Here is a 24,105-nt window from a genome sequence, read left to right as displayed (position 1 = left end):
TAGCTCCCTCAAGGGAGCTTTTTGCGTGCTCTGAACATTTCCCATTTTGGAAGGAGTACTATGAAACGTCAATCAGCCTTGGTCGTCTTTAGTGGCGGTCAAGATTCTACAACCTGCCTCTTTTGGGCTAAAGAACACTATGAAACGGTCGAAGCCGTTACCTTTGCCTACGGCCAACGCCATCATCTCGAAATTCAAGTCGCTAAAGAAATCGCTAAGGAACAGGGCATTCGTCATCACATCCTAGATATGTCCCTGCTGGGGCAAATCACTGAAAATGCCCTGACCTCTGATCTGGAAATTGAGCAAAAAGAGGGAGAGGTTCCCAATACCTTCGTTGACGGTCGCAACCACCTCTTTTTGTCCTTTGCGGCAGTTCTTGCTAAGCAACGAGGCATTAAAGACATCGTGACAGGTGTCTGCGAAACAGACTTTTCAGGCTACCCCGATTGTAGAGATGTCTTTGTAAAATCCCTTAATGTTACCCTCAACCTTGCCATGGATTACGACTTCGTTATCCAAACACCTCTCATGTGGCTAGACAAGGCTGAAACTTGGGAATTGGCTGACCAACTCGGTGCTTTTGACTACGTTCGTGAAAAGACCTTAACCTGCTACAACGGGATTATCGGAAGTGGCTGTGGAGATTGCCCAGCCTGCCATCTACGTCAGCATGGTCTAGATGTTTATCTCTCACAGAAAGGAGAGGCCTAATGTTTTTCGCACCCAAAGAAATCAAACAAGAAACTGGGGAGTCTCTGGTCTACAATCCTCACAGAACCTTGGTATCAAAAGAATTTACCTTTGATGCTGCCCACCACCTCTTTCACTATGAGGGAAAATGTAAGTCCCTGCACGGCCATACCTATCATCTGCAGATTGCTGTCAGTGGATTTTTAGATGAACGTGGCATGACCTACGATTTCGGAGACATCAAAGCAATCTACAAGAACTACTTAGAACCCCACTTGGATCATCGCTATCTCAATGAAACTCTTCCCTATATGAACACGACTGCTGAAAATATGGTTTACTGGATTTTTCAAACCATGAATCAAGAGTTGCCAGACGAGCGCGGTCTCCGTTTGGAATACGTTCGTCTCTATGAGACTCCGACTGCCTTTGCGGAGTTTAGACGGGAGTGGTTAGATGACTAGGGAACGTGTCCTCAAACTACCAGTTCTGGAAATTTTTGGTCCAACCTTTCAAGGCGAAGGCCGTGCAATCGGTCAGAAAACCATGTTTGTCCGCACTGCAGGTTGCGACTACCACTGCGACTGGTGCGATTCTGCCTTTACATGGGATGGTTCTGAAAAACCAACTCGCATGACAGCTGACGAGGTCATTGCTGCCTTGGATAAATTGGGGAGCTACGACTATGTAACCCTATCTGGGGGAAATCCTGCTATCCTAGCAGCCAACATGGCCGAATTGGTCACTAAACTTAAGGAACGTGGTGTCACTCTGGCTGTTGAAACTCAAGGCTCTCGCTGGCAAAATTGGTTGAAAGACATCGACCAGGTCACTCTGAGTCCCAAACCTCCTTCATCCAAGATGGAAGTCAACTTTGAGACCTTGGACTTTATCGTTTCCCAACTGGATCCAGATAAGGTCACCTTTAAAATCCCTGTCTTTGACGATGCAGATTTGGCCTTTGCCAAAGACATCCAAGAGCGCTACCAACCAGATGTTCTCTTCTTATCAGCTGGAAATCCTGAGCCCAAGGCTACAGGCAATATTGTCCAAGACCAACTGGACCGTCTCAAAGAACTCTGGGAACGCATCGCTGCCGACGATAGCTGGGGCAATGTCCGCGTCCTTCCTCAACTCCATACCCTCCTCTACGATAATCAACGTGGTGTTTAAAATTAGAAAGAAAGAATCATGTCACAACAAGAAGAAATGAAAAACCTAAGCCTCCTCGGCAACAAAGAAACCAACTACATTTTCGAATATCAACCAGAAGTCCTCGAATCCTTTGACAATCGTCATGTGGAAAATGACTATTTTATCAAATTTAACTGTCCTGAATTCACCTCACTTTGCCCAATCACTGCTCAGCCAGACTTTGCAACTATCTATATTTCCTACATCCCTGACAAGCTCTGTGTCGAGTCAAAATCCCTCAAACTCTACCTCTTTAGCTACCGAAACCACGGAGATTTCCACGAAAACTGTATCAACACCATTGGGAAAGACTTAGTCAACTTGCTAGATCCTCGCTATTTGGAGGTTTGGGGAAAATTTACTCCTCGCGGTGGCATCTCAATTGACCCCTACTACAACTACGGTAAGCCTGGAACTAAGTATGAAGGCTTGGCAGAACAACGCCTCTTCCAACACGACCTTTATCCAGAGAAAATTGATAACCGTTAAACTCATACTCAATGAAAATCAAACTAGGAAGCTAGCCGCAGGTCGCTCAAAGCACTGCTTTGAGGTTGTAGACAAGACTGACGAAGTCAGCTCAAAATACTATTTTGAGGTTGCAGATGGAAGCTGACGTGGTTTGAAGAGATTTTCGAAGAGTATCATACGAAAAAGCCCTGTTCCTCAAAATGAGGAGCAAGGCTTTTTAAGTTTCAATTATTCTTCTGTTCCAAGGAAGCTTTTCGCAACAAGAGCTGCAAGAACTCCACCAACGATTGGGGCAAGGATAAAAATCCAAACTTGGTGAAGAGCTGCGCCACCTACCAAGACAGCTGGGGCCAAGCTACGAGCTGGGTTTACTGACAGTCCAGTGATGTTCAATCCCACAAGAATCATTGCCATCAAGGACAAACCGATTACCAAACCAGCAATCGCGCCATTCCCCTTGCTTTCTGATGTCACAGTCATGATAACTAAGACAAACAAGAAAGTTGCAATGACTTCAAACAAGAAACCACCAAAGACAGTGACACCGTTTGCCAAGGCATTTTCACCAAGACTAGCAGTTGACATACCTGAATTAGACAAGAGGAAGAAGACAGAAGCAGATGCTAAGAAAGCTCCAACTACTTGTCCAAGGATGTAGTTTACAAGCTCTGAAGATGACAAACGTTTGTTAATAAACATAGCTATCGAAACCGCTGGGTTCAAGTGAGCACCTGAAACAGTTCCGATTGAGTAAGCTGCAACTACGATTGCCAGGCCAAAGGCAAAGGCAATTCCAAGGTGACCAAGACCTTCAAGACCATTTCCAAAAACAACAGCTCCTGTTCCGACGAACACAAGCATGAACGTACCGATTAACTCAGCGACAAATTTTTTCATTCTCTTTCTCCTTTTTTCAAAACTAGATACTAGTCTATCAAAAGAGGGAAAGGGTTTCAAGAAAATTGCTTGGAAATTTCGTATCAGTTGCAATATTGTTTTCAAAAATTGTATATTTTTAATGTATTGCAATTAGTTATAAATCTCTATATTTGATGGTTATACTATACTGAATAAAATAGGAGTTTATATTAATCTTTTTAAAAAGCACAGAACTCTCTATTTAATCCATTCCCCATTGTAATTGACATGATATCCATCAGGTGTAGTTGTATTGACTGCTAAAGCACCAGAACTGTAAGCATAATACCATTTCCCTGAAACAGCGAACCATCCTGTTTGCATAGAGCCTGAGTTATTCAAATAGTACCATGAGCCACTTGATTTGACCCATCCTGTTTGCATATCCCCTGAACCACTGAGATAATACCACGAACTACCTGATTGAACCCATCCAGTCTGCATCCAGCCCGAGCGATCAAAATGATACCATTTTCCATTAATTAGTTCCCATCCATTGGATGTATAGGAACCATTGTTATGTCTATACCACCAACGACCAGATGATTGAATCCAACTTCCTTTGGAAGCAAGTCTTACTTTTAATGCTTCAGATACTTTGATGTATTCTTTCTTAGCATTTTCCTTTTTAACTTTTGCATTTTTTAGTTTAGCATTTGCATTTTCAAGTGCTTTTTTAAATTCCTCAAGCTTCTGTTTAGCGATCATCAAATTTTTTTTAGTTTCCTCAAGTTTTCTTGAAGCATTTTTGAGAGCAAGGACATGTTGTTTCGCCTTCAACAAATCATTTTTAGCATTGACTAATGACTGTTCCGCATTCTTACTAGCATGAGATTTATTATTTTTGATTGCTTTCAATCGATTTAATTGAGATTCTTGCTTCGAAAGTTCAGATTTAGCAATATTTAACGCAGTTTGTTGTTTACTCAACTCAGATTTAGCAGATTTTAAAACGTTTAACTTAGACTGATTTTGTTTTGTTAAGTCTGCAAGACGTTTTTTAGTTTTATCCAGATTTTTTTGATCTGTATTCAATGTTGTTTTAGCAATTGTAAGATTTTTGTTTAGTGATGAAATTTTATCCCTCATTAAAGTTTCTTCGTTTTTTTGTTTTCGATTGAAACTATCCAGAGCCTCTTTAGCTTTTGTATAAGCTGGATTTTTAGGATATGTGATTTCATTCCAAACATAACGGAAAGTTGTCTTCGGTAAGAATTTTACACGTTTGCCATTAAAATAAAATTCACTATGGTCTGGATCACCATCTTTATTTTCTGCTCTTGCTAAAAAATATGAACTGCTTGGATTATAATAATAGGTCTTACCATTATAAACATAGCTTCTTTTTTCAGATGGGCTAATCACTGTTGGTAATGTATCATAAACACCTTTTGCTTCACTAATGAAAGTCATTACACCATAATTTCCAAAAGTTGTTTTTTTACTTGACGATGCTCCAAGAGCAAATCCAGTCCCTGATGCAGCAAGCAAGGGAATTCTATGGCCATAGTTAAAAGTATTTGCTTCTTTCGGAGTTGATGCACCATATAATGATGCATTACTATAATCATTAAAGTAAGATAGAAGCTCTTTATAAGCAAGTTCTTTTTCACTCAATCGACTCTTTTCTGGAACTGAACCAGCTGTAGCATTTTCTGTTGCATCCTTAAAACCAAAATCTTGATTTTTTAGTTTTGTATCATGTGACAGTTTATCATTTGCCACCATTTCATCTGCCCTAGCTTTTCCATATTTCAAAGCCTTTTCAGTCACAGGTGGCACTGGAATATCAATGCCATTTATTCTCCGCAACTCGATTAAGTAGTTACGAACGTATTCAGAAACTTTCTTATAATCAACCACATGAGGAGTATGGATATCATCCTTAGATTTTACAACAATTGTTTCTGTTCTTTCACCACTAAAATTCACATCTTCGTTCGCAGCAACATAATTGGTCTTACCATCTCTTCCTACGAAAGTTTTTTCATCAAGTGGAGGAGTCTTAGACTCACTTTCACTAACAGAATTTGATTTAATCTCATGAGAAACCGTTACTGTATGGAACTCATCCCCAGCAGATTTTAAATTCTTTTCAAGAGTAGAACGTGTCTTATTTCCTCTTTCTATAAGCGCTTTTCGTTCTTGCTCTGTTTTTGATACTGAACTCGCTAAAGAACTTACTTTATTTTGGTTGGCTTTCACTTTCGCATCCAATTTATCAGTTTCTTGTTGAATCTCGCGTAGTGTATTCCAATCAAAAGCTTTCTCTGCTTCTGTTACTTTATTTTGTGCTTTTTTTACATCAACTGCTCTCTGAGCAACTTGAGTTTTTACCTTATTAACAACTGTTTCTTGTTTTTCAACACTTGCTTGGGCTTGTTTCTCATCTTGTTTTGCCCCTGCCAACCTATCTTCAGTTTTCTTGACAGTTACTTGTTTGGCTACAAGATCCTTTTCTGCATTTTTAATTTTTTCAGGACTAGCTTGTTTAGCAAATTCTTGTACTTGTTTCAAAGCATCATCTGCTTTGTTCTTATTTGTCACAGTAGATGCATGCTCTTGTTGCATTTTATCAACAAGCTTCTGAGCATTTTTTTCTTCCTCAATTGTTTGATTCAGTTTTACTTCTGCATTTTTTACATCAGATTCTGAGACCTCAGCATCCTTTTTAGTTTCTGATTGGTTAACAGTTGACTTAGTCGAATGTTTATTTACAACCTCATTAGCTTGTGCATGACCATTAAAAGCTGTTACCATTGCAGTTGCAACGCCCAAACCAATCAACACTTGTTCCTTTTTCATAAAATCACCCTTTCTTTAAAATATTTACCTGATCTATACAAATCATATTATTTATCTTTTACAAATAACCTTCTCTAGCCATAAATAGATTCAATTTTCTTTATAGCTTGCTCTCTCGATTAAATACAATCTGATAGAAAATGAAGTAAATAACTATCAATACCAGTTCTACAGCAAGTTCAAATTTAACATCACGACCTTCAACGACATTTTTAAAAATAGCTATAGTTAAGCTAAATAGAATGACGCTTAACAAACTCATAAACATCATTCTAGAACAACCTTTCTATTCCCCTACTCTCCCAACTGGGCACTGTAGGCGATGATCTGATCAACTGTGTCAGACAAGAACTGAATCGTATCACGAAGTGGTTTATCTGTAGAGATATCTGCTCCGATAATCATAGCTGACTCAAGAGGTGTTTTGCTGCCACCTGATTTGAGGAGATTGAGCCAATCTTCAGCTCCAGTTTCAGAATGTTTCAGATGAAGGTAACCAGCAGTCGAGATTACTAGCCCTGCTGAGTAAGTGTAACTATACAAGCCCATGTAGTAGTGAGCTTGGCGCATCCAAGTCAAAGCCGCATCGTTGTCAATCTCAATGGCATCTCCCCAGAATTCTGTCAAGACTTCCTTCATAATGCTGTTAAGCTTGCTTGCTCCGAAGGTTTCTCCTTCTTCAATCAAGGTATAAACCTTACGCTGGAAGGCTGCTTCCAAAAGGTGAGTGATAAAGTTATGGAAGTAGGTGTCTGTCAAGCGGTGAGCCAGAGCGAAGCGTTTTTGACGAGGGTCGTCAGATTGGTGCTCCAAGTAATCACTGAGAAGCAATTCATTGAAAGTTGACGGCGCTTCAACATAGTAGGTCGACATATGAGCATTGAAGTAACTTTGGTGGTTGTCAGAAAAGATAAATTGACCAGAATGCCCGATTTCATGAATCAAGGTATAGACATCGCTCAAACGGCCTGTCCAGCTCATGAGAACATAAGGATGCACGCGATATGGGTCCGCTGCATAGCCACCAGAATCCTTGCCACTGTTAGCAGCAAAGTCCACCCAGCGCTCTTCTTGATAGCGAGCAACTTCCTGACAATATTCTTGCCCCAAAGGTTCTACTGACTTCATAACCAAATCATAGGCGTCGTCAATAGTCACTTCAGGATTGAGGGCGCTGTCCAAATCCAATTTCCAGTCGGCAAAGGTCATCTTTTCAAGACCATTTACCTTGGCAACATGCTTGAGGTATCTCTGAGCGACTGGCGCAAAATCCTTCATGATGAGGTCAATCTGGCGATCAAACATGGCACGGTCCACTTCTTGTTCAGCTAGAAGATAGTCAAAAACAGAGTCGTATCCCTTCATATCTGCCAAGATTTTTTCAGACTTAACTTGAGCTAGATAGGCTGCAGCAGCCGTATTTTGGTGCTTACGAAGTCCCTCTGAGAAGGAACGGAAAGATTTCTCACGAACCTCAGCATCCTCATGGTTTTGGTAGAAATTTTCATAGGTCACAAAGCTGTTTTTGTAGGTCTTGCCATGAGCTTCAAAGTCAGCCATTTCGAAATCCCCAGCTCGCATCTTAGTGTAAATATCCTGCGGACTGTAGAAAACTTCACCGAGATTTGTCAAGGCCTTCTCCACATCAGCCCCTAGATAGTGGGCTTTTTTGATTTTGGCCTGACGAATGGCAGCTGTTAAATGTTGCAATTTACCCAAACGATCCAAGACTTCCTCGTCCGCTGCCACCAAGGCGTCGTCAAAGAAGGTCAAGGCTACGCTGGCATCCGTTTCAAATTCCATCCCAGCTTGGGCAATATTAGCAAATTCGTCATTGCTATAATCTGTCGTCTGAGGCATAAAGCCATAGTTACCAATATGGCTCATCTGGATGTAGATTTGTTCCAATTCCGCAAAGGCCTTCTCAAAATCCTCAAAAGTATGAAGCTTGCCCTTGTAATCACGACTAAATTGATTGATGTCTTCGCGAGCCTTCTCGATTGCACGCAAGAAATCCTCACGGTCTTGGTATAGGGCTGTTAAATCCCAAAGTTCCTTCTCTGGAAATTCTGAACGGTGTTTTTGTTCCATTTTCTTCCTCTTATTTCTCTAATTCTAATAAAACACTAAGGGCTGATAAAGCGTAAAGTGGTGCTGTTTCTGCTCGTAAAATGCGAGGACCAAGTCCAGCCAAAACAGCTCCCTTGGCTTCAAAACTTTCAATTTCTGCAGGTGACAGGCCACCTTCTGGACCAAAGATAAAGAGCAATTTGGCTCCCTTCTCGAGTCCAGTAACTGCTTGTAAAAGAGCAGCAGCTTCTCCTTCTTTGGCTGATTCTTCGTAAGCGACAACAATTCGGTCAAACTGGTCCAGTTGTGCTAGAAAGTCTGCTTTTTTCTCAAAAAGCTTGATACTTGGAACGATATTACGCTTGCTTTGTTCTGCTGCTCCAAGGGCAATTTTTTCTAGTTTTTCAGCCTTTTTGCCCAATTTCTTGCCGTCCCACTTGGCAACTGACCAGTCGGCAGGGAAGGCCCAGATTTGACTGGCACCGAGTTCGGTTACTTTTTGAGCGATGAACTCCAACTTGTCTCCCTTGGGGAAGCCTGAAGCGATGGTTACTTGAGTAGGCAGTTCCACATTGTCAGCTAATTCTTGGACCAACTCAAACTGACGAGCTTCCACATCCAGCACGCGCGCCAAGCGCTTAATTCCATCATCAAAGACCAAAGTAACCTCATCATCTTCTTTCAAGCGCATAACCTGAAACATATGCTTGCTGGTTTCCTTGTCCTTAATGGTGACAGGAGAGACTGCACTCCCCTTGACAAAATACTGCTGCATGCTAGCCTCCAATCACACCGGAAATATCCTTGGTTTTCTTAAAGACACAGGCATTCCATTCCCCCTGAATCATGTGGGTTTCAAGGAAAAATCCAGCTGACTCAGCCGACTCGCGCACCATATCCCACTTGTCCTTGATAATGCCACTCATGATGAGGTAGCCTTCATCCTTGACCAAGCGATAAGCATCATCCGTCAGATGAACAAGGATATCCGCCAAGATATTAGCTACAATCACATCTGCATCAATCTCAACTCCCTTAAGCAAATCTCCTGCTGCTACATGGATGTTTTCCATACCAGGGTTTAGTTCAATATTTTCCTGAGCAACACGAACCGCCACATCATCTAGGTCGTAGGCGAAAATTTCCTTAGCACCAAGTAGCGAGCTGGCAATGGAAAGAACCCCTGAACCAGTCCCCACATCTAGCACCGTTTCACCACCACGAAGAACCTGCTCCAAGGCAAAGAGGCTCATCTTGGTTGTTGGGTGGGTTCCTGTCCCAAAGGCCATTCCTGGATCTAGCTTGATAATCTTTTCTCCAGCAGTCGCATCATAGTCTGTCCAGGACGGCACTATAGTCAAATCATGAGTGATACGAGCTGGTTCATAGTATTTCTTCCAGTTGTCTGCCCAGTCTTCCTCAGCCAAGGCAGTCGTCCCCATTTTGACCTCTCCCAAATCCATAAAATCTGTCAATTCTGCTAAGCGAGCCTGCAAGTCTGCCTCAACCACTGCTACATTAACCGTATCAGGATAGTAGGCTGTCACAACGATTTCTTCTTGCTGCTCGACCTCTGGGAAAATCTCACCGAAGCGGTCCACATTTCCCACATAGTCCATGCTGTCTTCAATCGCAACACCTTGCGCTCCCAGCTCAATCAAGAGATTAGAAACTAACTCCTCTCCCTCACGCTTAACTGTAACTTTTAACTCTTGCCATGTTTCCATTTTGTATTTTCCTTATTCTTCTTAAATTCTTCAATCACATCTGTATAATGTTCTTTCATTGCGCTATGAATCTGCTGTTTAAAAATACCAAACATCAGATAATAAACAAATAGAACAACTCCTGCAAGCAGTAGCAAAAATAAAAAATGTACTGAAAGGGGCAGTACGAGACCTCTACCACTCAGTAAGGGTAAAACAAGCATTAATCCCCAAATAACAGCCATAGAGATCCCAGTTACTTTCATTGCTCTTTCTCTCATCTTCTTTAACTTTAAATATTCTATATAAATGAATATAGCTTCCTCTCTAGAATATTGTCCAGTTTCTAGCTTACGCTTAACTTCTTTATTTAACGTGGTTGTTGCAATTGCAAAAATCATTTTACTTCCTCCAAATAATCCCTTAATCTCTCTTGTAACTGAGGTACAACTTGACTGGAACTAAGAAATTCCTCAACTTTCATCAGCTGATAGCCCTGTCCTTCATCTCCAAACACGATACTGTCAAACTGGTTCTGTGTCAACTGACCGACAAGAAATACAGATTGTTTATCCGTAAAAAGCATACTTGGATAAACCTTACTCCAAAGCAGACAATCCTCAGTCAGATGAATTCCCAGTTCCTCAAAAACTTCACGCGCCACGCACTCAAAAGGACTTTCATCCCCCTCGCGTCCCCCACCGGGAAGCTCCCACATATTGGGCCAGGGAATGCTCGTCTTATTATCTCGTAAGATAGTCAGAAGCTTATCCCCACAAAACAAAGCAATCTTACAGCCTGTGAAATCAGAAATTTCTAGTTCCATGTCAAACTCCTAGTATCTCGGATAAGGATAAAATTCTCCCTCTTCCAATCCAACTTTTCCCTCTTCAAAGACTTCTTGGTTCCATTCCATGACAAATTCCTCTGCTTCTGGGTCTTCCAAAAAGTCCATAAGGGCATCTAGCCCAACCTCGGCAGTATCTTTAAGGAATAGTGCAAAATAGTTTAAAAATTCGCGAGAGAAACCTCTCTTTGGTAAGTAAGGAATAACCGTCAAATAGTCTTCCTCATTGACGGTTGACTTAGCAGGATTGTAAAAGAGTACCGCTTCCTCAAATAGGATATCGTCCGATGAAACCTCTCCATCTTCATCCACCATCTCCACACCTGCAGCATTTTGCGCTTCCAATAGAAAACTCACTTCAACCGCGTGGTTACGCTTGTCCCAACTAATCTCAAAGTCAAAGGGAAAGTTCTTCTCCAACTCTTCCTCTAAAACATCTAAAAATCCGTATGTTGCCATTTTGTCCTCTTTCTATGCGACTCTTAAATCGCCCCGATTGCTCGGAAATATGCTAAAATAGATACTACCATCTTACCACATATACATCAGAAAATCCACGTTAGAAAGGACTGCTATGCCAGACAATCTCGCGCTTCATATGCGCCCTAAAACCATCGACCAGGTCATCGGTCAGGAGCATCTGGTCGGACCTGGAAAAATCATTCGCCGCATGGTGGAAGCCAACCGCCTGTCCTCCATGATTCTCTATGGACCTCCGGGAATCGGTAAAACTAGTATTGCCTCAGCCATCGCTGGAACGACCAAGTATGCCTTTCGAACTTTCAATGCGACAGTTGATAGTAAAAAGCGACTGCAAGAAATCGCTGAAGAGGCTAAATTTTCTGGTGGTCTCGTCCTATTACTAGACGAGATTCATAGACTAGATAAAACCAAGCAAGACTTCCTCTTGCCTCTCTTGGAAAGTGGTCTGGTCATCATGATTGGCGCTACGACTGAAAATCCTTTTTTCTCTGTCACTCCTGCCATTCGTAGCCGTGTTCAAATTTTTGAGTTGGAACCTCTGTCTAACCAAGACGTCAAAGAGGCTCTGCAGATAGCTCTAAATAACCCTGAGCGTGGTTTTGATTTTCCAGTAGAACTAGATGAGGATGCGCTGGATTTCATCGCAACCTCTACAAACGGAGACCTGCGCTCTGCCTTTAACTCACTGGATTTAGCAGTTCTCTCTACCCCTGAGAATGACGATGGCATACGCCATATCACCCTTGATATCATGGAAAATAGCCTACAGCGTAGCTACATTACCATGGATAAGGATGGAGACGGTCACTATGATGTTCTCTCAGCCCTGCAAAAGTCCATCCGTGGCTCGGATGTAGATGCCAGTCTTCACTACGCTGCTCGCTTGATTGAGGCTGGTGATTTGCCAAGTCTCGCTCGTCGCTTGACCGTTATCGCCTATGAAGATATCGGTTTGGCCAATCCTGAGGCCCAGATTCACACCGTGACTGCTCTGGATGCTGCTCAGAAGATTGGGTTCCCAGAAGCCCGCATTCTCATTGCCAATGTCGTGATTGATTTGGCCCTTTCTCCAAAATCCAACTCAGCCTATGTGGCTATGGACAAGGCACTTGCTGACCTCAAAACATCAGGGCACTTGCCCATTCCGCGACACCTGCGTGATGGGCACTACAGTGGAAGCAAGGAACTAGGGAATGCCCAAGACTATCTCTATCCACACAACTATCCTGGAAATTGGATTAAACAAGACTATCTGCCCGAAAAAATTCGTAATCATCACTATTTCCAAGCAGAAGATACTGGTAAATATGAACGGGCTTTGGCTCAAAGAAAGGAAGCTATCGACCGTTTGCGAAAAATCTGAAATCCTTTTCAAAAAATTGCACTTTCCTCTTGATTTTTTTTGAAAAAGTGGTATCATATAAACATAGAAACGCTGTGGTGTACGACTTCACACTTAAGTGTTGACCGACTATTTTTTGTATTATTAGGGAAACAAAAGTCTTCTAACAGCATGTAGGCCGTCTCACACGGAAACAGCTTCAGTTAGAGCGAGTTGCCCACCTGCTTAATTGCGCGGGTTCAATACAAACCGTGAAGTTTCGGCACCAATACAGCTTTTTTATTTGCCTCCTTAGCTCAGCTGGCAGAGCAGCGGACTCTTAATCCGTGGGTCACAGGTTCGATCCCTGTAGGGGGCATCTAAATCAACAGGAAAAAGCCTTGATTTACAAGGCTTTTTTGTTTGTCTATAACTGATTTGCCCCATCATTTGCCCCACATTTTTTTATGAGCAATCTTTCCAGACATCTCTAATTTGATTAAATTCCTCAAAAATTTTCTCTTCTAAAGTGTGTCCATATACTTCTACTAACATTGAAATATCTCTATGCCCTAGAATTTTTGCAATAACTCCAAGGTCAAATCCTTTGTGCCAGAGGTAGCTTCCATAGGTATGACGTGCTCCTTTTGTCGTGATAATTGGATAAATATCTAATTCATTTAAAAGAACACTCAAAGCTTTATTGACACTTGCAATGTCTGGTACCAAGTGAATATATCCATAATGCTGAAAAATCATTTTATACCTATTCTTGATTCCTAGCTCTTTATTAGCCTTCTCTTGTTCAATTTTTAGGACTTGTAATATCTTGATACATTCTTCGTCTATCGGTACCACCCGAATAGACGTTTTGTTTTTTGGAGGGACAAATTTATGAGTAAGGGTATTAAACCTCCTATATGTTTTTAGCAGTCCTCTGTCAAAGTCAACTTCATTCCAAGTTAACGCTATTAACTCTCCAAAGCTCATACCTGTTTTTAATAGAAAATAGACGATATAAGGAACGATTGAATGTTGGTAATCAAATTTTCTCTTTACTGCTAAAAGTAAATCCAGATAGTCCTTTTCTGTATGTAAATATTTCTCTTCTGTCATCTGTTGTTCTTTGGATGAAAATAACTCGACATGTTGTGTAAAATCATCTATTAGAACTTTGTCGGCAATTGCCATTTGGATGCTCTGATGAATCCCAGTATTCAATCTACCAAGAAAATTTCTACCAACTGTTTGCCCATACTTATTCATTATTCTTTGGTATTCACTCGCACGAATTTGAGTGACTTTTTTATTTCCAAATAATCTTTCAATTGTGTTTTTACGGAGAAGATATTTTTTCTTTGTCTCTTCCGACCTACTACTCGGTAGAATTTTTAGTTCAAGCCATTCTTGATATAGTTCGACAAGAGAAATATCTCTAGAAATTCTTTTCCCTAAACGAAGTTCTTGCAGAATCGGTTCAGCTTCTGACTCTGCAAGTTTTTTTGTTTTAAAACCGCTATTATGAGCAACAGTTTTTCCTTCGCTACGAATTTCATAGGTCCATAAATTACTATCTCCTCGCTTTCGATAACGAACACTCGCCATATTACGCCACCTCTGTTCCTAGAATCTCATTTACAACACTTTTTGGAACAACCATCAAACGTTTGCGATTATAAAATGTATAACCTCGTGATACAAGTAATTCTCTTGCCTGATGAATGATATCATTCGCTGTATGAGGGCGATAGCCCATTTCAATTAATTCTTTGTTACTAATTAAATTATTGTCCATAGTTATCCTCCTTATTTTTTTCTAAATTCAGAAACTCACCTACAAGTAGTTGTAATTCTGAATTTAATTTAGGGAGATTCTGTATTAATACTTCTTTTAATTCTTCCGCAAATTGGTTCGTTTCTTCTCTCAATAGTTTGCGGACTCTTGTTTTTTTCTTTTTGATGCTGTCTGATTTTAAATTTGGAAAAGCCAATGATAACAGTTCAGGATTGTTGAGAAAGATAATTGTAAATGCTCTTTGATCCACTCGAATATGTTCTAGCTTATAAAATCCGAAATTATCAAGTCGATTCATAATATCTTGGACCATCTCCTCACCAATCGCTTTGGTTCTGAGTTGGAACTCCAGTCTCCACCAAAACGGATTTACAGCCAAATCTAGCTTCTCTTCGCGCTTGTGAGCAATGATTTCTTTATTCTTATCATATAACCTAACTTGTACATTACTACCGCTAGAACCCCAATATTTCGTCTCTAATTCGCCCCCTCTACCATAGAAGACCTTATGGGTAACACCACCTTTAATATGTTGCAAATTAACGATTTCAGGATTGTTGAAAATGTCAAATGCCAAATCAAAACGTGACAAACGTACCGTCAATGAATTCAATCTAGCAAAGTACATTAATTGCCTCCATACTTTCATTCCATCAAATTCTTTTAAAGTATTAGGATTGAAATCAATTCGAATCAATTGTTCATTTGCATAAATGGCTAATTGGAAGAATATAATATTGATTGAATCATACTCATTAAAATATTTAGCTAAAGTAAAGACATCATCTCGTACGTTATCATGTATTTCAAATGAGTCAACTTTTGCGCTTATTGCCTGTTTCAGATTTTTGAAAATTCGTCTCAGGGAACCAGTGTCTGTATCCCAGATAACCGTTAATCTATCAATACTGACATCGAACCGCTGTACTAATTCTCCTACATCACATTGTTCTTGAATGCTTCTTAAATCTTGTATAGAAACCAACAAAATTGTCCCCCCTTCTTTTAGATTTTTTAGTCCTCAGAAACACCGTCAAATCAACGTTTGCTCGTTCCGTCGTTCTTTGGGCGTTGCCCTAAGTGTACCTTTTTGCTGGCTGTTAGAATAGACAGCTTTTGCTTAGCTAGAAATTGTCTGGACGGCAGTCTGCAGGACTTCGCCTGACTTCCCGTCAGGCTCGCCCTTGCCCTTGTCCACACAATTTCTAGCACCAAGGCTTCGAATAGCCATAAGTCATAGCCTCGTCCTCAACTTCCTCCTCACTCACTGTTCCTAAACTTATGAACTATTTTGTATCATTTATAACTTGTTTTTAAGTTATAAATATATTTTATAAAAAATATTTTAAATAGTCAACTAAAAACTTGATTTGTAAGTTTATAGGTGATAAAATAAGTTAAAAATAAAAATAGGAGTTTCCCATGACCTTTATTATTCAAAATTTTGGACCCAATTTGGCACGACTACGCATAGAAAAAGGAGTAAGTCAAACTCAACTTGCGGAAGATTTAGGAATCGGTAAACAGTCCATCTCTGATTATGAAAAACAAAAAAGCTATCCTACCTTTGCAAATTTGGATAAGATAGCAGAATATTTTAATGCAACTCCAACCCAACTATTTGGAACTAGTAAAGAGATTGAGTTAGAAAAGAGTGTTCTTGAATCTAATGAATACTCTGATAAAGTAAGTGAAATCTTAAAGGCTGTCAAATACATCGAGCATTTCCTACATACTAATGGACAGCACTTAGAAGATTTACTTTACCTAACAAGAGGCAACCAACTATACACAGAAGATGGAGAAGAGTTGTATATTGATCCAACTTCTCAGAAAAGAACAGTTCATACCCAATATGAACCTGGTTTTATTGTAGCAAGAGAGAAATCCCCACTCGAACTCTTAATTGAAAATAAGGAGCTATTAGATTAAATAAAAAAAGCGAGTTTTAGGCTCGCTTTTTCTATTGTATAATCTTATTCTTCATTATCAATCGTCAAACACTCCGCCTGTAATCTGGTACATGAGGTAAATGTGCTCCAAGGTTTTGACAATTCGCGCCACATAAAGTTATTTAAGCATCTCCTTTTCTCTCATTACCATTTTCTGTTATAATAAATTGTACTTCTAAAATAGAAAGGTCTTAAGATGACAACTCTTATTAAACATAAACGTGTAGAATTTTCAGAACTTTTTTATGACTTAGTTTTTGTTTTTGCAATTTCAAAAGTAACTACTTTAATCGACCATCTTCATAACGGTATTTTGACTTGGAATTCTTTCCTTGATTTTTTCATTGCTACTTTGGTTCTCATCGATTCCTGGATGATTCAAACCGATTATACCAATCGCTATGGAAAGAACTCTTTATTTAACATAGTAATCATGTTCATCAAAATGGGAATTTTACTCTTTATAGCCAATATGATTGGACCTGATTGGCAACAATATTTTCATTATCTTTGTTGGGCTATTGGTACATTAACCCTTACCTTATTTTTTCAATATTTGGTTGAATTTTTTAGAAAATCAACCGATGATGTTAATCGGGAAAGTATCAAAGGTTTTCTATGGATAACAGGTCTAGGAAGTTTAGGAGTCTATTTAGCAGCTCTTCTTCCTATTTACCTTAGAGTCTATATCTTATTTGCTAGTATTCTGCTAACATTTATTATGCCAAGTATCTTGCTTAATAAAGATAAGCATTACCAGGTAAATCTCCCCCATTTAATCGAGCGCATCTCCCTTCTTGTCATTATTATGTTTGGAGAGATGATTACGGAGCTAGCTAACTTCTTTACAATCGAGAATTTCTCGATTTATTCGGTTCTTTATTTCATTATTATGATTTCTCTGTTCTTGTTTTATTTTGGTCAATTCGACCATGCTATTGATGAAAAATCTAATCAAAAGGGACTATTTCTAATTTACAGTCACTATCCTATTTTCATTGGACTTATGATGATGACTGTATCGATGAGTTTTCTTCAGAATCCTGAAGCTAATCGTCTCTTTGCAACCAGCTTCTCTTATATCGGATTTGGCCTCTTTCAAGCTGCTGTCCTAGTAAATGGGCCCTATAACAAACACTATCTTCGCTATTCGAAAAGTTACTACTGTGTCCAAGCGACACTCTATCTGCCTGCCTTTATTCTCTCTTTAATCTTTGCTTCTAATCCTATAATAGTAGTGAGTATAACAACCATTTTAGCTCTAGCTATAGCCATTCATTTTATTTATTTTTATATGACACAGAATAAAAAATATTCCAAATCTAACTGGGAGTTATTTTAATGAGTTTATAACATTAAAAAGCTTTGGGAACCAAGGCTTTTTTTCATTAATTTGTTTTTCCATTTTATCCTCCGATTTGAACTCGCACTGACATTTATTTATAACAAAACTATATATCTAGAATAGCATAATCATTAGGTATTATAGGTTTTCAAACCAAATACGAGTCATTCGTTTTTGCCCCACTTTTGCCCCATTTTTAAATCCTGACATTGAAAACACCTAAAAGTATTTCCCTAAAATCAGCTATATTTCAACATTTTTGTTTATTTTCAATATGAAAAGTTCTTACAAATCCATGTAGGGGGCATCTACATACAACAGGAAAAGCCTTGAGTAAAGGCTTTTTTGCTTATCTAAGCCAGATTTATCCCACATTTGTTTATCAACTTCCTTTCCAGACATCTTTAATCTTAAGACACTCTTCAAAAAATTTTTTAAAGTTTAAAACAAAAATCTTGCTTTTCTTTTTATTTGTGATATACTTGTTCTCGTATCTGATACATGTTAAAAAGGAGTTCATATGGATACAAAATTTTCAGTTGCTTTGCATATCCTAACCATGATTAGTGAGAGTAAGGAAAGCCTAAGCTCTCAGGCTCTAGCTACTAGTGTTGGGACTAACTCTAGTTACATTCGAAAGGTGATTGCCTTATTGAAAAATGCAGGTTTAATTAGTTCCCATCAAGGAAAAACAGGCTATCAACTCAGTAAGTCTCCAAAGGAAATGACTTTACTAGAGATCTACTATTCCACTCAAGAAATCAAGCATATTCGTTTATTTCCTGTTCATCAAAATAGTAATCCCGATTGTCCCGTTGGAAAACATATCCAAGGAGCAGTTTCACCACTTTTCGCTAGTGCCGAATCTCAATTAGAGAAGGAATTAGCAAATCAAACTTTAGAAGATGTCATTGACAATCTATATAAACAAGTCAAACAAAAACGAAACTGATTTGCATGCAGATCAGTTTTTACTGGGAACAGCATATACTTGTATTAGATACAAGTATATGAATCATATTAAAAAAGAAAAGAGAAAATAGATGAAAGTCGCACAACATACTACTTATAACAAAAACAATATCACATTGAACATCACAGAAATCGCTAAACCAGGCATCACAGACAAAGAAGTCTTGATCAAAGTAAGCACAGCTGGTGTTAATCCTCTGGATAACATGATTTCCCGAGGAGAAGTCAAGATGATCGTTCCTTACAAACTTCCTCAAACTGCGGGGAATGAAGTAGTCGGTATCGTTGAGGCGACAGGTAGACAAGTCAAAAATTTCAAAGTCGGAGACCGAGTTTTGGGACGTCTCCCACTCGACCAAATTGGCGCCTTTGCAGAATACGTAGCTGTCGATAGCCAAGCCTTAGCCAAGGTTCCAGACTATCTATCAGACGAGGAAGCCGCTGCTGTTCCTCTTACTGCCTTGACCATTATGCAAGCCTTAGAACTCATGGGAGCTCAAGCTGGGAAAACTATCTTTATTTCTGGTGGTACTGGAGGTGTTGGTGGAATGGCCATTCCGATTGCCAAAGCAAAAGGCTTAACAGTCATCACCAATGGCGCTGGAGATAGTGCTGAGCGTGTTTTGAAACTAGGAGCAGATCGCTTTATCGATTACAAAACAGAGGATTATACAAAAACTGTTAGCCAAGTGGATTATGTCCTCGATACCCTTGGTAGTGCTGAAACTGAAAAACAAATGTCTATCATGAAAAAAGGTGGGCACCTTGTTTCCCTTCGTGCCATGCCAAACGGTGCCTTTGCTAAACGTATGAACCTGCCAAAATGGAAACAGATGATTCTTGGCCTAGCAGGTCGCAAATTTGATAAGATGGCTGTCAAATATGGCGTTCACTATCATTTCATCTTTGTAGAAAGCAATGGCGCTCAATTACAAGAGGTAGCTGACCTCTTTAGTAAATTAGAAATCAAACCATCTATCGATACTGTTTATCCATTTGAAGAGGTGAATAGCGCATTAGACAAAGTCGCTAATGGTCGCTCACGTGGAAAAACAGTCCTTAGCTTTAAGAAATAAAAAAGGAGAATATTATGTCGTATCTTACTACAAAAAATCAATTCATCACTTGGCAATAAATAAGTGATCCGTAAGAGGTATAACCAAACGTCAGCAAGGCTTGTCTTGCCCACTATGCCATCGAGATTACAAGTAATGAGGACCTCTTCGTAATTGACTAGCATACAAATGAATGGAACTAGTAACTCTGCTAATGATAAAAATGAACTGTTTCATATGATTCTATTTAATGAGTATTTTTCAATTCTGATGATAAATTATATGAAGCTTTTTTAATATTCAAAAAGACTCCACCTATCTAAAGGAAATCTACCCTAGAGATGGATGGAGTCTTCTTTCACTCACTAATCTAATCGAATAAACATCATGGCATTTAACAAAGATATGAGTGAGACCGTGTTTATATTATTTGAATAGATGAGTCTCTTATTCTCGATTGGAGGAATAATAAAATTAGAAATGATGATATCATAAGGCGATTCTTCTAAAAATTCCTTTGATAATTCTAATTCAGTTCAAACTTCAAGTTCAAAATTGTTGCTACAATAATAAGAAAGTGTCTCTGCAACGGATTTTGCATGATACTGATCAAAATTACTCATAACCAGGAGCAGCTTTAGCATTCTATGAGTTGACAAATTCATCGGAAAGCTTGTTTCCTTATAAACCAATTCTAACAATTGAGATAGGGGCTCTGATGAAAAATTTTCAAATGGCCATTCTAGGAAATAATATTTTTCTGAAAAATATTGTGCAAAAAAGTAATGAATGTCTCTCTCATTTCCAATGATTTGAACAGAGGTCAGACTGATTTCAAATTGAAATTGCCTTTTAATCACTTTATTGATTTGGCTAATAATACGATAGAGCGAAGATGAACTGATATAGAATTCTTTACAAATACTTTCAGCTTGACAACCTTCATTAAAGAATATAAATTCTAAAATCGAAAAATGAGTTGAATGTTTAAAGAAATGATGGTAAACCATTTCAATATCACTATCATCGGTATTAATAATGCGTATACCATTAGTAGAAGAATGAAAAATCAAGTCAGGAAAAGCAGATTTAACATGGGATAGATCATCTTTGACTGCACGTTCTGTACAATTTAATAACTCTGCTAGTTCCGAACGATGAAACCATCGTTTATGTTCAAATAATAATTCTAATAATTCTAATTGCCTATGACTTTTTTAGATAATAAATCTCTCATGAATGTCTTTCTATCTTTATAAATTATCGGATTTCACCTCTTGCAATTATACCACAAAGAATAGGTATAGCATGATATAACGACTTTTCCTAAAATCCTTTATTTCGTATAATAACACTACGGAGGCAATATATAAACAATTTTCTTATTTTACCGTCTATTGAGGGCGTGAATACAGAATCAAATTCAAGTCGAAAGATTATATTTTTATTTTTAAAAATTTATATGATAGCAACAATCAAAGAATTTGATTTTTTTTATATTAAAATTATATAATAATCAAAATAATTGATTTTTTTATATTAAAATTATATAATAGCGATAATCAAAGTAATTGATTTATTTTTTAATATTAAAATAGAAAAGGAGGGTAAGCAATGTTGTGATCTATCATTGCTGGAGGTCTTATTGGACTTGTAGCAGGTAGAATCACTAAAAAAGGTAGTTCTATGGGAATCGTCGCAAATGTATTCGCTGGTTTAGTCGGGTCATCTGTAGGACAATCCCTTTTAGGTAGTTGGGGCCCATCCATCGCTGGAATGGCTTTGATCCCATCTATTGCAGGAGCAGCAATTGTTGTTACTGTAGTATCATTCTTTACAGGTAAAAAATAATTACTTGTAGTAATAAACTATTTTTAAATAGATTAGACGGGTAAAAATAGTTTAAATGTTAAATCGAAAGGATTGTATATGTCAAAAGCAAAGAAAATATGTTTCATTATTTTCTGTATTTTAATCTTGACAATTTTCCTTCCTGTTTTGATAGATTATCATCAAGTTAGTGATCTAGGCATTCAGCTATTTAGCTGGAGACAGAATCATTTCGTTGAATTTTATCTCTCTAGATATATATTCTGGGGGATAGTGGCTCTATCAACTTTAGTTTTGTTATCGATGTTAGTTGTGTTGTTTTATCCCAGACGTTATTTGGAAATTCAACTTGAAACTAAAAACGATACATTAAAATTAAAGAATTCTGCAATCGAAGGTTTTGTTAGAAGTTTGGTAAGTGATCATGGATTGATCAAGAACCCAACTGTTCATGTAAATTTACGAAAAAATAAATGTTTCGTTCATGTAGAAGGTAAAATTCTTCCTTCGGACAACATCGCTGACAGATGCCAACTAATTCAAAATGAAATAACTAATGGATTGAAGCAATTTTTTGGTATTGAGCGTCAGGTTAAACTAGAAGTTCTAGTAAAAGACTACCAGCCTAAACCAAAACCTCAAAACAAAAAGACTGTTAGTCGTGTGAAGTAAGGAAGTAAAAAATGGAATGGCTTAAACAATATCGATATCCAATAATCGCAGGTCTCATAGGCGTATTTCTCGCTTGTTTGATTATCTCCTTTGGCTTCTTCAAAACAATATTTGTATTGATTTTAGGAGCACTGGGAGTTGCAGCTGGATTATATATCGAAAAAAACTATATAGATAAATAAAAATTACTAATTTAATTAAAGGAGTTTCATATGTCAAACGAAAAAAACATTAACACTAACGTAGAAAAGAAAGATGCTACTGCTGTAGCTCACGAAATCAAAGGGGAACTTACTTACGAAGATAAAGTTATCCAAAAAATCATTGGTCTGTCACTAGAAAACGTTTCAGGTCTTTTGGGAATCGACGGTGGTTTCTTCTCAAATCTTAAAGAAAAAATCGTTAACAGAGATGACGTAACAAGTGGTGTTAACGTAGAAGTTGGTAAAACACAAGTCGCAGTTGACTTAAACATTATTGCTGAGTACCAAAAAAATGTTCCAGCTTTATATTCAGAAATCAGAGAAATCGTATCTTCAGAAGTTGCTAAAATGACTGACTTGGAAGTTGTTGAAATCAACGTAAACGTTGTCGACATCAAAACTAAAGAACAACATGAAGCAGACTCAGTAAGCCTTCAAGATCGCGTATCTGACGTTGCTGAATCAACAGGAGAATTCGCTTCAGAACAATTCGAAAAAGCTAAATCTGGTCTTGGATCTGGTTTCTCAACTGTTCAAGAAAAAGTTAGCGAAGGTGTAGAAGCTGTTAAAGGTGCAGCAACTGGTGTAGTATCTCACGAAAAAACTCGTGTAAACTAAGATAAAATAAATATAACAGAAGAAATTATCATGTCAGTAGAAGAAAAATTAAATCAAGCTAAAGGTTCTATTAAAGAAGGTGTTGGAAAATCCATCGGTGATGAAAAAATGGAAAAAGAAGGAGCAACTGAAAAAGTTGTTTCTAAAGTAAAAGAAGTTGCTGAAGATGCCAAAGACGCTGTAGAAGGTGCTGTAGAAGGTATCAAAAACATGTTGAGTGGCAACGATAAATAAGGCTAAAAGTTACTTTATCTTTTTAGTAACATTAGTCAAAAAAGTCTGAGTCAAGATGATTCTCAGAAAACAAAAAGCTAGAGATTTCCAATTTCGGAACTCTAGCTTTTTAATTTTGCCTCTTTCTCTTATTATATTTCAGCAGGTTGTTGACCATGAGTACAAATCCCATGTCAATTCTCACTTGACTCTTACCTCTCAGATAACATCTCTTATAATCCAAACAAACCTTTATCTGCCCAAAGACAGATTTTATATCAATCTTACGTTTAGCGAAAATTTGTCTACCCTTGAAAGATAAAAGTGCCTGATATTCTTTAGTTTTTAAACACTGGTAACGTTCATTCATATACAGTCCCTTTTGAGGGGTTGATTCAGGTTCATCATCGCAGTCAACATTGATTTCAAGGCTTTTTCGCTTTCTATCTAAACTTTTTCATAATGTATTTCCGTACAGGTGCTTCAACAATTTGAACGATTTCAAATCCTTCTTTTTGGTAAAGATTCTGAGCTGTTTGATTTGCCTCGAAGACATTTAGAGAAATACTATCTATGTCTCCATTTTCAAAGACCAAACTAACAAATTTCCTTAAAGCCTGGCTACCTAAGCCTTGCCCTTGTTTCTGAGGATTGATAAAAAATCTTCCGATATGAAGATTACTGTCTTCTAGCCTGATTTTCTGGATAATCCCGACAAACTCTTGTCCTTCAAAGATTGAAAAGATTCCTTCCAAATCTTGCAAGACTTGAATGGTCAAGGGAAAAGGAATCATTGTTCCCATCCATTGTTCTTGAAAGGATTTGCCAAGGGAGTTGGACCATTGGCATACGAATTGAGCGTTTTCTGTAGTCACCTTTTCTTCAAAACGAATTATCATCTTTGCCTCACCATCTTGTTTATGTTTCTCCATTATACTACTT

The 24,105-nt window shown here is 38.3% G+C and carries 25 protein-coding genes, 1 tRNA gene and 4 pseudogenes; 15 read left to right on the top strand and 15 right to left on the bottom strand.

Annotation, left to right across the window (positions count from 1 at the left end):
• Positions 1–60 precede the first annotated feature (60 nt).
• The 4 genes from queC to queF are packed head-to-tail and all read left to right on the top strand — an operon-like array spanning position 61 to position 2,376.
• Positions 61–714 (top strand): 7-cyano-7-deazaguanine synthase QueC, encoded by a 654-nt coding sequence (gene queC / locus FJN11_RS10500; protein ID WP_049552387.1) that lies wholly within the window; start codon positions 61–63, stop codon positions 712–714.
• Entirely contained in the window at positions 714–1,157 is a 444-nt protein-coding gene (queD, locus tag FJN11_RS10495) for a 6-carboxytetrahydropterin synthase QueD (protein ID WP_000464573.1), read from the top strand. The genes queC and queD overlap by 1 nt, the downstream gene beginning before the upstream one ends.
• Complete coding sequence (gene queE / locus FJN11_RS10760; protein WP_061598117.1) at positions 1,150–1,866, top strand: 7-carboxy-7-deazaguanine synthase QueE; 717 nt, start codon at positions 1,150–1,152, stop codon at positions 1,864–1,866. Before queD ends, queE begins: the two co-directional genes overlap by 8 nt.
• A gap of 18 nt (positions 1,867–1,884) precedes the next feature.
• Positions 1,885–2,376 carry a preQ(1) synthase gene (queF, locus tag FJN11_RS10755; protein ID WP_000082587.1) on the top strand — a complete coding sequence of 164 codons (492 nt, stop codon included), beginning with the start codon at positions 1,885–1,887 and terminating at the stop codon, positions 2,374–2,376.
• 210 nt (positions 2,377–2,586) lie between these two features.
• Here queF and FJN11_RS10480 read toward each other — a convergent pair whose 3' ends face one another.
• The 8 genes and pseudogenes from FJN11_RS10480 to FJN11_RS10445 all read right to left on the bottom strand — a co-directional run bounded on the left by FJN11_RS10480 (position 2,587) and on the right by FJN11_RS10445 (position 11,163).
• Positions 2,587–3,255: an MIP/aquaporin family protein gene (locus tag FJN11_RS10480; RefSeq protein ID WP_140224656.1), complete on the bottom strand. Its 669-nt coding sequence runs from the start codon at positions 3,253–3,255 to the stop codon at positions 2,587–2,589.
• Positions 3,256–3,474: 219 nt separating this feature from the next.
• Positions 3,475–3,825, bottom strand: a pseudogene (locus tag FJN11_RS11040) (hypothetical protein); the annotation flags it as partial.
• A 2,550-nt stretch (positions 3,826–6,375) separates the two neighbouring features.
• On the bottom strand, positions 6,376–8,172 hold the full coding sequence (pepF, locus tag FJN11_RS10470) for an oligoendopeptidase F (RefSeq protein ID WP_140224655.1): 1,797 nt from the start codon (positions 8,170–8,172) through the stop codon (positions 6,376–6,378).
• A 10-nt stretch (positions 8,173–8,182) separates the two neighbouring features.
• Complete coding sequence (locus FJN11_RS10465) at positions 8,183–8,926, bottom strand: 16S rRNA (uracil(1498)-N(3))-methyltransferase (protein ID WP_140224654.1); 744 nt, start codon at positions 8,924–8,926, stop codon at positions 8,183–8,185.
• Position 8,927: 1 nt separating this feature from the next.
• Positions 8,928–9,878: a 50S ribosomal protein L11 methyltransferase gene (gene prmA / locus FJN11_RS10460; protein WP_140224653.1), complete on the bottom strand. Its 951-nt coding sequence runs from the start codon at positions 9,876–9,878 to the stop codon at positions 8,928–8,930.
• Entirely contained in the window at positions 9,857–10,258 is a 402-nt protein-coding gene (locus FJN11_RS10455; protein ID WP_061864443.1) for a hypothetical protein, read from the bottom strand. Before FJN11_RS10455 ends, prmA begins: the two co-directional genes overlap by 22 nt.
• On the bottom strand, positions 10,255–10,683 hold the full coding sequence (locus FJN11_RS10450; RefSeq protein WP_115904005.1) for an NUDIX hydrolase: 429 nt from the start codon (positions 10,681–10,683) through the stop codon (positions 10,255–10,257). The genes FJN11_RS10455 and FJN11_RS10450 overlap by 4 nt, the downstream gene beginning before the upstream one ends.
• Before the next feature lie 9 nt (positions 10,684–10,692).
• Positions 10,693–11,163, bottom strand: a complete 471-nt coding sequence (locus tag FJN11_RS10445) for a DUF3013 family protein (protein WP_140224652.1) — start codon at positions 11,161–11,163, stop codon at positions 10,693–10,695.
• Between the two features lie 115 nt (positions 11,164–11,278).
• On the opposite strand from FJN11_RS10445, the gene FJN11_RS10440 reads away from it, so the two are divergent.
• Positions 11,279–12,550: a replication-associated recombination protein A gene (locus FJN11_RS10440; protein ID WP_140224651.1), complete on the top strand. Its 1,272-nt coding sequence runs from the start codon at positions 11,279–11,281 to the stop codon at positions 12,548–12,550.
• Between the two features lie 264 nt (positions 12,551–12,814).
• Positions 12,815–12,887 (top strand) — tRNA-Lys (locus tag FJN11_RS10435).
• A gap of 86 nt (positions 12,888–12,973) precedes the next feature.
• Here FJN11_RS10435 and FJN11_RS10430 read toward each other — a convergent pair.
• The 4 genes and pseudogenes from FJN11_RS10430 to FJN11_RS10955 form a co-directional block, all read right to left on the bottom strand.
• Positions 12,974–14,113, bottom strand: a complete 1,140-nt coding sequence (locus tag FJN11_RS10430) for a site-specific integrase (protein WP_140224650.1) — start codon at positions 14,111–14,113, stop codon at positions 12,974–12,976.
• A gap of 1 nt (position 14,114) precedes the next feature.
• Positions 14,115–14,303, bottom strand: a complete 189-nt coding sequence (locus tag FJN11_RS10425) for a DUF3173 domain-containing protein (RefSeq protein ID WP_000369785.1) — start codon at positions 14,301–14,303, stop codon at positions 14,115–14,117.
• Positions 14,293–15,291: a replication initiation factor domain-containing protein gene (locus FJN11_RS10420; protein ID WP_140224649.1), complete on the bottom strand. Its 999-nt coding sequence runs from the start codon at positions 15,289–15,291 to the stop codon at positions 14,293–14,295. The genes FJN11_RS10425 and FJN11_RS10420 overlap by 11 nt, the downstream gene beginning before the upstream one ends.
• Before the next feature lie 45 nt (positions 15,292–15,336).
• Positions 15,337–15,518, bottom strand: a pseudogene (locus FJN11_RS10955) (hypothetical protein).
• Positions 15,519–15,725: 207 nt separating this feature from the next.
• Between FJN11_RS10955 and FJN11_RS10415 the strand changes: the two are divergent.
• The 4 genes from FJN11_RS10415 to FJN11_RS10400 all read left to right on the top strand — a co-directional run bounded on the left by FJN11_RS10415 (position 15,726) and on the right by FJN11_RS10400 (position 19,648).
• Positions 15,726–16,235, top strand: a complete 510-nt coding sequence (locus tag FJN11_RS10415) for a helix-turn-helix domain-containing protein (protein WP_140224648.1) — start codon at positions 15,726–15,728, stop codon at positions 16,233–16,235.
• 216 nt (positions 16,236–16,451) lie between these two features.
• On the top strand, positions 16,452–17,597 hold the full coding sequence (locus FJN11_RS10410; RefSeq protein WP_140224647.1) for a low temperature requirement protein A: 1,146 nt from the start codon (positions 16,452–16,454) through the stop codon (positions 17,595–17,597).
• Between the two features lie 523 nt (positions 17,598–18,120).
• Complete coding sequence (locus tag FJN11_RS10405) at positions 18,121–18,552, top strand: Rrf2 family transcriptional regulator (protein ID WP_140224646.1); 432 nt, start codon at positions 18,121–18,123, stop codon at positions 18,550–18,552.
• 91 nt (positions 18,553–18,643) lie between these two features.
• On the top strand, positions 18,644–19,648 hold the full coding sequence (locus tag FJN11_RS10400; protein ID WP_140224645.1) for an NADP-dependent oxidoreductase: 1,005 nt from the start codon (positions 18,644–18,646) through the stop codon (positions 19,646–19,648).
• A gap of 344 nt (positions 19,649–19,992) precedes the next feature.
• Here FJN11_RS10400 and FJN11_RS10395 read toward each other — a convergent pair.
• Positions 19,993–20,864 (bottom strand): annotated as a pseudogene (locus FJN11_RS10395) (AcpB/EbpR/MafR family transcriptional regulator).
• 389 nt (positions 20,865–21,253) lie between these two features.
• Between FJN11_RS10395 and FJN11_RS10385 the strand changes: the two are divergent.
• The 5 genes from FJN11_RS10385 to FJN11_RS10365 all read left to right on the top strand — a co-directional run bounded on the left by FJN11_RS10385 (position 21,254) and on the right by FJN11_RS10365 (position 23,184).
• Positions 21,254–21,478 (top strand): GlsB/YeaQ/YmgE family stress response membrane protein, encoded by a 225-nt coding sequence (locus tag FJN11_RS10385; RefSeq protein WP_229294599.1) that lies wholly within the window; start codon positions 21,254–21,256, stop codon positions 21,476–21,478.
• A 78-nt stretch (positions 21,479–21,556) separates the two neighbouring features.
• Positions 21,557–22,129: an alkaline shock response membrane anchor protein AmaP gene (gene amaP / locus FJN11_RS10380; protein ID WP_000030220.1), complete on the top strand. Its 573-nt coding sequence runs from the start codon at positions 21,557–21,559 to the stop codon at positions 22,127–22,129.
• Positions 22,130–22,140: 11 nt separating this feature from the next.
• Positions 22,141–22,311, top strand: coding sequence for a DUF2273 domain-containing protein (locus FJN11_RS10375; protein WP_000455064.1), 171 nt, complete (start codon positions 22,141–22,143; stop codon positions 22,309–22,311).
• Positions 22,312–22,341: 30 nt separating this feature from the next.
• The gene (locus tag FJN11_RS10370) at positions 22,342–22,950 is read left to right on the top strand and encodes an Asp23/Gls24 family envelope stress response protein (protein WP_140224644.1); all 609 of its coding nucleotides are present in this window, start codon (positions 22,342–22,344) and stop codon (positions 22,948–22,950) included.
• Positions 22,951–22,980: 30 nt separating this feature from the next.
• On the top strand, positions 22,981–23,184 hold the full coding sequence (locus FJN11_RS10365) for a CsbD family protein (protein WP_140224643.1): 204 nt from the start codon (positions 22,981–22,983) through the stop codon (positions 23,182–23,184).
• A gap of 109 nt (positions 23,185–23,293) precedes the next feature.
• On the opposite strand, the pseudogene FJN11_RS10360 reads toward FJN11_RS10365, so the two are convergent.
• Positions 23,294–23,590, bottom strand: a pseudogene (locus FJN11_RS10360) (transposase); the annotation flags it as partial.
• A gap of 16 nt (positions 23,591–23,606) precedes the next feature.
• Positions 23,607–24,062 carry a GNAT family N-acetyltransferase gene (locus tag FJN11_RS10355; protein ID WP_140224672.1) on the bottom strand — a complete coding sequence of 152 codons (456 nt, stop codon included), beginning with the start codon at positions 24,060–24,062 and terminating at the stop codon, positions 23,607–23,609.
• Between the last annotated feature and the right edge of the window lie 43 nt (positions 24,063–24,105).

It is taken from the genome of Streptococcus symci (genome assembly GCF_006385165.1).
GTDB lineage: Bacteria > Bacillota > Bacilli > Lactobacillales > Streptococcaceae > Streptococcus > Streptococcus symci.
Note: the sequence above shows the minus strand (reverse complement) of the source record. Positions and strands in the feature narration are given on the sequence as shown.

Bases quoted from the DNA above. Each gene is read 5' to 3' on its own strand.
- FJN11_RS10465 (WP_140224654.1), bottom strand. From the start codon at position 8,926: ATGCAGCAGTATTTTGTCAAGGGGAGTGCAGTCTCTCCTGTCACCATT.
- FJN11_RS10430 (WP_140224650.1), bottom strand. From the start codon at position 14,113: ATGGCGAGTGTTCGTTATCGAAAGCGAGGAGATAGTAATTTATGGACC.
- FJN11_RS10480 (WP_140224656.1), bottom strand. From the start codon at position 3,255: ATGAAAAAATTTGTCGCTGAGTTAATCGGTACGTTCATGCTTGTGTTC.
- queD (WP_000464573.1), top strand. From the start codon at position 714: ATGTTTTTCGCACCCAAAGAAATCAAACAAGAAACTGGGGAGTCTCTG.
- FJN11_RS10415 (WP_140224648.1), top strand. From the start codon at position 15,726: ATGACCTTTATTATTCAAAATTTTGGACCCAATTTGGCACGACTACGC.
- queC (WP_049552387.1), top strand. From the start codon at position 61: ATGAAACGTCAATCAGCCTTGGTCGTCTTTAGTGGCGGTCAAGATTCT.
- FJN11_RS10370 (WP_140224644.1), top strand. From the start codon at position 22,342: ATGTCAAACGAAAAAAACATTAACACTAACGTAGAAAAGAAAGATGCT.
- prmA (WP_140224653.1), bottom strand. From the start codon at position 9,878: ATGGAAACATGGCAAGAGTTAAAAGTTACAGTTAAGCGTGAGGGAGAG.
- FJN11_RS10375 (WP_000455064.1), top strand. From the start codon at position 22,141: ATGGAATGGCTTAAACAATATCGATATCCAATAATCGCAGGTCTCATA.
- FJN11_RS10365 (WP_140224643.1), top strand. From the start codon at position 22,981: ATGTCAGTAGAAGAAAAATTAAATCAAGCTAAAGGTTCTATTAAAGAA.
- FJN11_RS10440 (WP_140224651.1), top strand. From the start codon at position 11,279: ATGCCAGACAATCTCGCGCTTCATATGCGCCCTAAAACCATCGACCAG.
- FJN11_RS10410 (WP_140224647.1), top strand. From the start codon at position 16,452: ATGACAACTCTTATTAAACATAAACGTGTAGAATTTTCAGAACTTTTT.
- queF (WP_000082587.1), top strand. From the start codon at position 1,885: ATGTCACAACAAGAAGAAATGAAAAACCTAAGCCTCCTCGGCAACAAA.
- amaP (WP_000030220.1), top strand. From the start codon at position 21,557: ATGTCAAAAGCAAAGAAAATATGTTTCATTATTTTCTGTATTTTAATC.
- FJN11_RS10445 (WP_140224652.1), bottom strand. From the start codon at position 11,163: ATGGCAACATACGGATTTTTAGATGTTTTAGAGGAAGAGTTGGAGAAG.
- FJN11_RS10405 (WP_140224646.1), top strand. From the start codon at position 18,121: ATGGATACAAAATTTTCAGTTGCTTTGCATATCCTAACCATGATTAGT.
- FJN11_RS10400 (WP_140224645.1), top strand. From the start codon at position 18,644: ATGAAAGTCGCACAACATACTACTTATAACAAAAACAATATCACATTG.
- FJN11_RS10355 (WP_140224672.1), bottom strand. From the start codon at position 24,062: ATGATAATTCGTTTTGAAGAAAAGGTGACTACAGAAAACGCTCAATTC.
- FJN11_RS10425 (WP_000369785.1), bottom strand. From the start codon at position 14,303: ATGGACAATAATTTAATTAGTAACAAAGAATTAATTGAAATGGGCTAT.
- pepF (WP_140224655.1), bottom strand. From the start codon at position 8,172: ATGGAACAAAAACACCGTTCAGAATTTCCAGAGAAGGAACTTTGGGAT.
- FJN11_RS10450 (WP_115904005.1), bottom strand. From the start codon at position 10,683: ATGGAACTAGAAATTTCTGATTTCACAGGCTGTAAGATTGCTTTGTTT.
- FJN11_RS10455 (WP_061864443.1), bottom strand. From the start codon at position 10,258: ATGATTTTTGCAATTGCAACAACCACGTTAAATAAAGAAGTTAAGCGT.
- queE (WP_061598117.1), top strand. From the start codon at position 1,150: ATGACTAGGGAACGTGTCCTCAAACTACCAGTTCTGGAAATTTTTGGT.